Annotated in this window: 8 protein-coding genes and 1 pseudogene; all 9 read right to left on the bottom strand. The window is 67.2% G+C overall.

Features of this window, described 5'->3' with window-relative positions; genetic code table 11:
• Window positions 1-50: 50 nt before the first annotated feature.
• Window positions 51-1,106 carry an NAD(P)-dependent alcohol dehydrogenase gene (locus WBH99_RS07325; protein WP_023102505.1) on the bottom strand — a complete coding sequence of 352 codons (1,056 nt, stop codon included), beginning with the start codon at window positions 1,104-1,106 and terminating at the stop codon, window positions 51-53.
• A 27-nt stretch (window positions 1,107-1,133) separates the two neighbouring features.
• Window positions 1,134-1,544, bottom strand: coding sequence for an organic hydroperoxide resistance protein (locus WBH99_RS07320; RefSeq protein WP_023102504.1), 411 nt, complete (start codon window positions 1,542-1,544; stop codon window positions 1,134-1,136).
• 63 nt (window positions 1,545-1,607) lie between these two features.
• Window positions 1,608-2,660 (bottom strand): annotated as a pseudogene (locus tag WBH99_RS07315) (aldo/keto reductase).
• Between the two features lie 62 nt (window positions 2,661-2,722).
• Window positions 2,723-3,862 (bottom strand): alkene reductase, encoded by a 1,140-nt coding sequence (locus tag WBH99_RS07310; protein ID WP_023112348.1) that lies wholly within the window; start codon window positions 3,860-3,862, stop codon window positions 2,723-2,725.
• 80 nt (window positions 3,863-3,942) lie between these two features.
• On the bottom strand, window positions 3,943-5,334 hold the full coding sequence (locus WBH99_RS07305; protein WP_023102500.1) for an NAD-dependent succinate-semialdehyde dehydrogenase: 1,392 nt from the start codon (window positions 5,332-5,334) through the stop codon (window positions 3,943-3,945).
• A 70-nt stretch (window positions 5,335-5,404) separates the two neighbouring features.
• Window positions 5,405-6,235 carry an NADPH-dependent oxidoreductase gene (locus WBH99_RS07300; protein WP_424219448.1) on the bottom strand — a complete coding sequence of 277 codons (831 nt, stop codon included), beginning with the start codon at window positions 6,233-6,235 and terminating at the stop codon, window positions 5,405-5,407.
• Window positions 6,236-6,262: 27 nt separating this feature from the next.
• Window positions 6,263-6,568: a DUF1330 domain-containing protein gene (locus WBH99_RS07295; RefSeq protein ID WP_023007046.1), complete on the bottom strand. Its 306-nt coding sequence runs from the start codon at window positions 6,566-6,568 to the stop codon at window positions 6,263-6,265.
• Between the two features lie 11 nt (window positions 6,569-6,579).
• The gene (locus WBH99_RS07290) at window positions 6,580-7,257 is read right to left on the bottom strand and encodes a type 1 glutamine amidotransferase domain-containing protein (RefSeq protein ID WP_023007045.1); all 678 of its coding nucleotides are present in this window, start codon (window positions 7,255-7,257) and stop codon (window positions 6,580-6,582) included.
• A gap of 34 nt (window positions 7,258-7,291) precedes the next feature.
• The coding region (locus WBH99_RS07285) for a zinc-binding dehydrogenase (RefSeq protein WP_424219447.1) at window positions 7,292-7,601 on the bottom strand (310 nt) is incomplete at its 5' end.

Below are 7,601 nucleotides of genomic sequence, written 5' to 3'. Positions count from 1 at the left end.
CGCGGGCCGCCTCGCCGGGAAGCGGCCCGCAACGGTTAGGCTGTTTCGCCTCAGGCGGCGGCCAGGCTCGCGCTGTCGATCACGAAGCGGTACTTCACGTCGCTCTTGAGCATGCGCTCGTAGGCGTCGTTGATCTGCTGGATGGCGATCATCTCGATCTCGGCGACGATGCCTTTCTCGGCGCAGAAGTCGAGCATCTCCTGGGTCTCGGCGATGCCGCCGATCAGCGAGCCGGCGATGCTGCGGCGCTTGAAGATGAGATTGGCGATGCTCGGCGACGGGTGCGGGTGCTCGGGTACGCCGACCAGGGTCATGGTGCCGTCGAGTTTGAGCAGGCCAGTGAAGGCGTCGAGGTCGTGGCTGGCTGCGACCGTGTTGAGGATGAAGTCGAAACTGTTGGCGTGCGCCGCCATCTCTTCAGCGTTACGCGAGACAATGACTTCGTCGGCGCCCAGTTCCAGCGCAGCGGCGCGCTTGCTCTCGCTGGTGGTGAAGGCCACGGTGTGTGCGCCCAGGGCATGTGCCAGCTTGATGCCCATGTGGCCAAGCCCGCCGATACCCACGATGCCCACTTTCTGGCCAGGACCGACCTTCCAGTGGCGCAACGGCGACCAGGTGGTGACGCCGGCGCACAACAGCGGCGCCACGGCGGCCAGTTGCGCCTCGGGGTGCGAAACCTTCAGGACGAAGTCGTCCTTGACTACGATCTGCTGCGAATAGCCGCCCAGGGTGTGGCCGGGCGCATCATGCGTCGGGCCATTGTAGGTGAAGACCTGGCCGTGCTCGCAATACTGCTCCAGGCCCGCGTCGCAGGCCGGGCAATGATGGCAACTGTCGACCAGGCAGCCGACGCCGACCGTGTCGCCGATCTTGAACTTGGTCACCGCACTGCCGATGGCCGAAACGTGGCCGACGATTTCGTGCCCGGGCACGCAGGGGTACAGCGTGTTGGCCCACTCGTTGCGGGCCTGGTGCAGGTCGGAATGGCAGACGCCGCAGTAGGCGATGTCGATCTTGACGTCGTGCGGCCCCGGCTCGCGGCGAACAATGTCGAGCGCCGCCAGCGGCGTGTCAGCGGCGTGGGTGCCATAGGCTTTTACTGTCATGGTGTTTCTCCTTGGGTTTGATGTGTTTCAGGCGACGCTGGTGTGCAGGCGCACGTCGACGTTGCCGCGGGTGGCGTTGGAGTACGGGCAGACCTGGTGGGTGGTCTCCACCAGCTTGTGCGCGTCGGCTTCGCTAAGGCCCTGGACTTCCACGTAGAGGTCGATGTCCAGGGCATAGCCGCCCTCGGCGGTCTGGCCGATGCCGACCTCGACCGAGGTCCTGGTGGCGGTGGGTGCCAGCTTCAATTGCTTGGCCGCCACCGGCAACGCGTTGTCGAAGCAGGCGGCGTAGCCCATGGCGAAAAGCTGTTCGGGGTTGGCGCCAGCCTTGCCGGAACCGGGCGGGGACATGTCCAGCGCAAGGCTGCCATCGTCCAGCGTGGTGCGTCCGGAACGGCCGCCGACGGCGGTGGCGCGGGTCTTGTAGAAAATCTTCATGATGTCAACTCCTAAGGGTCAAGGGATCGGAAAAGAGCGGACCGGAGTGGTCCGCGACGAATTTCAGGAAGAAAGGCCGGACCAGCGGTCCACGGGGCCGAGCCGATCCGCGTTCTGCACTTCCAGCACCCAGCCGGGGTACTCGCGCAGCAAGGCGCTGGCCGCATCAAGCGCGGTCAGCTCCACCTCGCTCAGCGCCAGTTCGACGGCGGCAAGATTGTCGTGCAACTGCTCCAGGCGCCGGGCGCCGACGATCACCGAGGTCACCACCGGCCGCGACAGCAGCCAGGCCAGCGCGACGCGGGCGACACTGCAGCCGTGCGCCGCAGCTATCGGTTTCATCGCCTCGACGACGTTCCAGGCCCGTTCCTTGTCGACGAACGGGAAGTCGAACTCCGAGCGACGCGCGCCTTCCGGCTTCTGGTGCTCGCGGTCGAACTTGCCCGAGAGCAGCCCGCCGGCCAGTGGACTCCACACCAGCAGCCCGATCTTCTCGGCCTGCAGCAGCGGTACGAGTTCGCGTTCGATGTCGCGCCCGGCAATCGATTAGTACGCCTGCAGGGTATCGAAGCGGGCCAGGTTGCGCGCTTCGGAGACGCCCAGCGCGCGGGCGATCTTCCACGCCTGCCAGTTGGAGACGCCGACGTAGCGGACCTTGCCCTGGCGCACCAGGTCATCGAGCGCGCGCAGGGTTTCCTCGATAGGCGTGACCGGATCGTTGGCATGGATCTGGTAAAGGTCGATGTGATCGGTCTGCAGGCGCCGCAGGCTGGCCTCCACCGCATCGAGGATGTGGCCGCGCGAAGCGCCCACATCGTTGCGCCCGGGGCCGGTGCGGGTATAGCCCTTGGTCGCCAGCACCACATCCTTGCGGGCGATGCCGAGGTTGCGCAGCGACTGGCCAAGCACCTGCTCGCTGCTGCCGGCCGAATAGGCATCGGCGGTGTCGAAGAAGTTGATCCCGCCGTCGACGGCAGCCTTGACTATCGCGTCGGCCTCGTCCTGGCCGGCGCTGCCGATGTGCCGGAAGATGCCCTGGCCGTCGCCGAAAGTCATCGTGCCCAGGCACAGCGAAGAGACCAGCAAGCCGGTGTTCCCCAGCGTCTTGTATTCCATCGCGATGTCCTCTGTGGTGAGGGCGGCCATGGCTGCCCGGTGGGTGATGCGACGCGCGCCGGCTAGCCGGCGTGGACCGGATAATCCGTGTAGCCTGCCGTACCGCCGCCATACATGGTGGCGGGGTTCAGCGCATTGAGCGGCCAGCCGTGCGCGATGCGCGCCGGCAGATCAGGGTTGGCGATGAACGGGCGACCAAAGGCGATCAGATCGGCCAGCCCCGCCTCAAGCAGGCGCTCGCCGCGCTCGGCGGTGTAGCGACCGGCGACGATGATGCGTCCGCTGAACGTCTGGCGCAGGTCGCGACGAAAGTCCTCGGGCAGTTCCGGGGCGTTGTCCCAGTCGGCCTCGGCGATCGAGACATAGCCGATTCCCGCCTCCTCCAGCACCCTGGCGGCAGCGATGTAGGTCGCGTGCGGATCGTCCTCGACCAGGCCCAGGTAGACGCGATCCTCATCGGTCGTGGTGAACAGCGGCGAGAAGCGCACGCCCAGGCGCTGCGGGCCGACCACGCCGGCCACCGCCTGGACCACCTCGCGCAGAAAACGCAGGCGGTTGTCCAGCGAGCCACCATACTCGTCGTCGCGCTGGTTGGTACGGGCGGAGATGAACTGGTTAACCAGGTAGCCATTGGCGGCGTGGATCTCCACGCCGTCGAAGCCGGCGTCCAGCGCGTTGCGGGCAGCCTGGGCATAGAGCTGCACCAGCTCCTTGACTTCGGCGGTGCTCAGGGCGCGCGGCACTGACGGCGGCACCAGGGTACCGGCGCCGGGGGCAGTCTCTATGAACACGCTGACCCGGTCGGCCGGGATCGCAGAGGGAGCGACGGGGGCCGCGCCCCCCGGCTGCAGCGCGCTGTGGGAGACGCGACCGACGTGCCAGAGCTGGGCGAAGATGATCCCGCCTTCGGCGTGTACGGCCTCGGTGACCTTGCGCCAGCCCTCGACCTGGGCCGGGCTGTAGATGCCCGGGGTCCAGGCATAGCCCTCGCCGCGCGGCTCGATCTGGGTGCCCTCGCTGATCAGCAGGCCGGCACCGGCGCGCTGCTGGTAATAAGTGGCCATCAGCTCATTGGCGGCATTGCCGGGCTGGGTGCTGCGTTGCCGGGTCAACGGCGGCAGCACGATACGATTCTTCAGTGTGTAGCTGCCGAGTTGCAAGGGCCGGAAAAGGCTTCGGTTGCTCAAGATGTTTTCCTTCATGTTGTGAGCAGAACGGGGTTGGGCGCCGCCAATCGTTCCCGCGATGAGAGCGGGAGCGACTGGCCGCCGGCCGGCCCGCATCAGAACGGCGCGTCGATATCGACCACGTCGATCAGCTTGTGGTTGACGAACTCCTTCAGGCCCAGGCCTAGCAGCTCGCGGCCGTAGCCGGAGCGGCGCACTCCGCCGAACGGCAGGTCGGCCTTGGCCATGGTCGGGTGGTTGACGAACACCATGCCGGTGGAGATGCGCTTGGCGACTTCCGCGCCATGTTTGGCGTCGGCGGTGAACACCGAGCCACCCAGGCCGAACGGCGAGTCGTTGGCGATGGCGATCGCCTCTTCCTCATCGGCGGCGCGGTAGATCAGCGACACCGGCCCGAAGAACTCCCAGTAGTAGGCTGGGTTGTCCGGGGTCACGCCGGTGAGGATGGTCGGCTGCACGAAGGCGCCTTGGGTCGGCACCTTGGGTCCGACCTCAGTGGCGGTAGCGCCGTGGGCGACAGCTTGACGAATCTGCTCCTTGATGTCGTCGGCGGCTTTCTGCGAGGACAATGGCGCCAGGGTGGTTGCCGCATCGAAGGGGTCGCCCGCCTTGAGCGCGGCCACGCCCTCGGTGTAGCGGCGCAGGAACTCGTCGTAGATGGCCTCGACCAGGATGATGCGCTTGGAGGACACGCAGACCTGGCCGGCATTCCAGTGGCGACCGAACACCGCCCACTTCACGGTCTTGTCCAGTTCGGCGTCGGCCAGTACCACGAAGGCGTCGGCGCCCCCCAGTTCCAGCGTCGACTTCTTCAGCGCCTTGCCGGCCTGGGCGGCGACCACTGCGCCGGCACCCTCCGAGCCGGTCAAGGCCACGCCGTGCACGCGCGGATCGTTGATGATGGTCTCGATCTGCTGGCGCGTGGCGTAGAGGTTCTTGAAGGCGCCTTGCGGCAAGCCCGCGTCGAGCATCAGTTTCTCGAAGGCGTCCGCGCTCTGCGGCACGTTGGCGGCGTGCTTGAGCAACAAGGTATTGCCAGCGGCCAGCTGCGGAGCCAGGATGCGGGCGATCTGGTAGTAGGGGAAATTCCACGGCTCGATCGCCAGGATCACGCCCAGCGGCTCGTGCACCAGCAGCGCGTCGCCTTCGGCCGGATCGGCCACCGGCAATTTCTCCGGTGCCAGCAGGGCTTCGGCGTGCTTCACGTAGTACTCAAAGATGCGCGCGGACAGCTCGACCTCGGCCAGCGCTTCGGCGGTGATCTTGCCCATCTCCAGGGTCAGCAGCCCCGCATGCGCCTCGGCATTCTCGCGCAGCAGGTCGGCGGCGCGCTGCAGGATCGCACCGCGCTCTTCGAACGAGCGCTCGCGCCAGGCCAGGAAGGCTTCATGGGCGGCGCCGATGGCCTGGGAGACTTCGGCGTCGGTAGCGTCGGGGAAGGTCTTGACGACTTCGCCGGTGTAGGGGTTGGTGGTGGCGTAGGCCATAGCTATGACTCCTTGCAGCAGTGAACGAACAAGTTGCGTTCGGCTCGACACGAGCCGGACGCGGTGGGTTTCAGCGCAGGGCGAAGCCGAGCGCGTTCAGGGCCTCGCGCAGGCGGTGGCGGCCCATCAACGCTTCGGCACTGCCGACGCGCTGCAATGACGTCTGCGACCAGGGCCGGTCGTCGCGTTGCTGGTCCTGCTGGAAGCGGCGCATCAGCGGGTCGTAATGCCCCACCGCGACCGCCTCGCCCGCGGCGTCGTAGTGCTCGCGGTGCAGCACCGCCGCCTGCGCCAGGCGCGGCTTGATCTCGGCCGGGCGGGCCTGATCGGGATGGCCCACGCACATGCCGAACACCACGAAGCTGTCCTGCGGCAGGCCCAGTTCGGCGGCGGCCGCCTCCGGCTGGTTGCGCATGCCGCCGATATAGACGATGCCCAGCCCCTGGGCCTCGAAGGCGACCACGGCGTTCTGCGCGGCCAGCGCGGTGTCGACCACACCGACGGTGTAGCTCTCCAGGTAATCGATACCGTCGGTCGCGGCACCCTGCGCGGCACCGAGTCGGCGCAGCCGCGACCAGTCGGCGACCCAGGCCAGAAACAGCGGTGCCTCGGCCACGTGGCGCTGACCGCCGGCCAACGCGGCCAGGCGGGCGCGCCGCGCGGGGTCGCGCACGGCGATCACGCTCCATGGCTGCAGGTTGGACGAACTGGAGGCTGATTGCGCGGCAGCGATGGCGAGTTGAAGTGCCTCGTCGTCGACCGGTTGATCGGTGTAGGCGCGCACTGATCGGTGCTCCAGCAGCGCGGCCAGCGCGGCGGGAACAGGGGGCAGCGGCAGGGCGGCGGCCTCGCCATAGCGGGCCTGCCATGCGGAGGCTGGGTCGATCTGATGGGAAGTCATTCCAGAATCCTGTGCGTGTTAGGGGACTCAGGCCGCAGGTGTCGCGCCGATGCCGTCAAGCAACAGCACGCGGTAGTCCGCGCCCTTGAACCGGTGCACCCGTGCTGCCTGGTAAGCGGGGCTGTGATACCAGGCGCGTGCGGCCTGCATGTCGGAAAAGCGCAGGATCACGCCGCCCTCGATCGCCGGTCCCTCCAGCACCTCGAAATCGCCATAGAACGCCAGCGGCGTCAGATCGTGTCCTTCGCGCGCGGCTGGAGCCTGCCTCGCATAGATGTCAAGTTCGGTGGCGTCGAGGGTGCGTTCGCGCAGGAAAACCACGTAAGCGGACATGTTCAATCTCCTCACAGAAGGGCGAGCAGCGCCTTGGCGGCGTCGGCGGACGAGGCAGGGTTCTGGCCGGTGACCAGAAGGCCGTCGGTCAGCACGTGGGACTGCCAGTCGCCGCCCTTGCTGTAATGACCGCCATTGGCCTTGAGCATGTCCTCGACCAGAAACGGCACCACATCGGTCAGGCCAACCGCAGCCTCCTCGCTGTTGCTGAAACCGGTCACCTGCTTGCCGGCGACCAGCGGCTTGCCGTCGGCATCCTTGACGTGGCGCAGCACGCCAGGTGCGTGGCAGACCGTTCCGACCGGCTTGTTCGCCTTGACCGCCGCTTCGATCAGACCGATCGAGACCGGGTCTTCAGCCAGGTCCCATAGCGGGCCGTGGCCGCCGGGATAGAACACTGCATCGAAGTCGCCGATGGCGACCTCGGCCAGCTTGCGGGTGTTGGCCAGGGCCTTGACCGCGTCAGCGTCGGCCAGGAAGCGACGGGTCGCCTCGGTCTGGGCGTCGGGTTCGTCGCTCTTGGGGTCGAGCGGCGGCTGGCCGCCCTTGGGCGAGGCCAGGGTCAGCTTCGCGCCGGCATCGAGGAAGGCATAGTAGGGGGCAGCCAGTTCCTCCAGCCAGAAGCCGGTTTTCCTGCCAGTGTTGCCGAGTTGGTCGTGCGAAGTGAGGATGACGAGAATATTGGCCATAGCGGCTCTCCTTTGGAGGTTCGAAGTGAAAGACTCAGGGGGTGCCGACTCGTACCACGACCTTGCCGAAGTGCCTGCCGGCGAGCAGGTCGATCAGCGCCTGGGGCGCATGTTCCAGGCCCTCGACGAAGTCTTCGCGGACCGAGACCTTGCCCTCGGCGACCCATGCGCCCATGTCGCGCTGAAACGCCGCGAAACCGTCGGCGTAGTGGTCGCCGATGATGAAGCCCTGGAGCAGCAGGCGCTTGCGCAGCACCAGGCCCAGCAGCTGCGGCATACGGTCCGGGCTGGGCGGCAGGCCGGTGTCGTTGTAATGCGCGATCAGCCCGCACACCGGCACGCGG

This window comes from Azovibrio sp., from assembly GCF_049658005.1.
Taxonomy (GTDB): Bacteria; Pseudomonadota; Gammaproteobacteria; order Burkholderiales; family Rhodocyclaceae; genus Azovibrio.
Note: the sequence above shows the minus strand (reverse complement) of the source record. Positions and strands in the feature narration are given on the sequence as shown.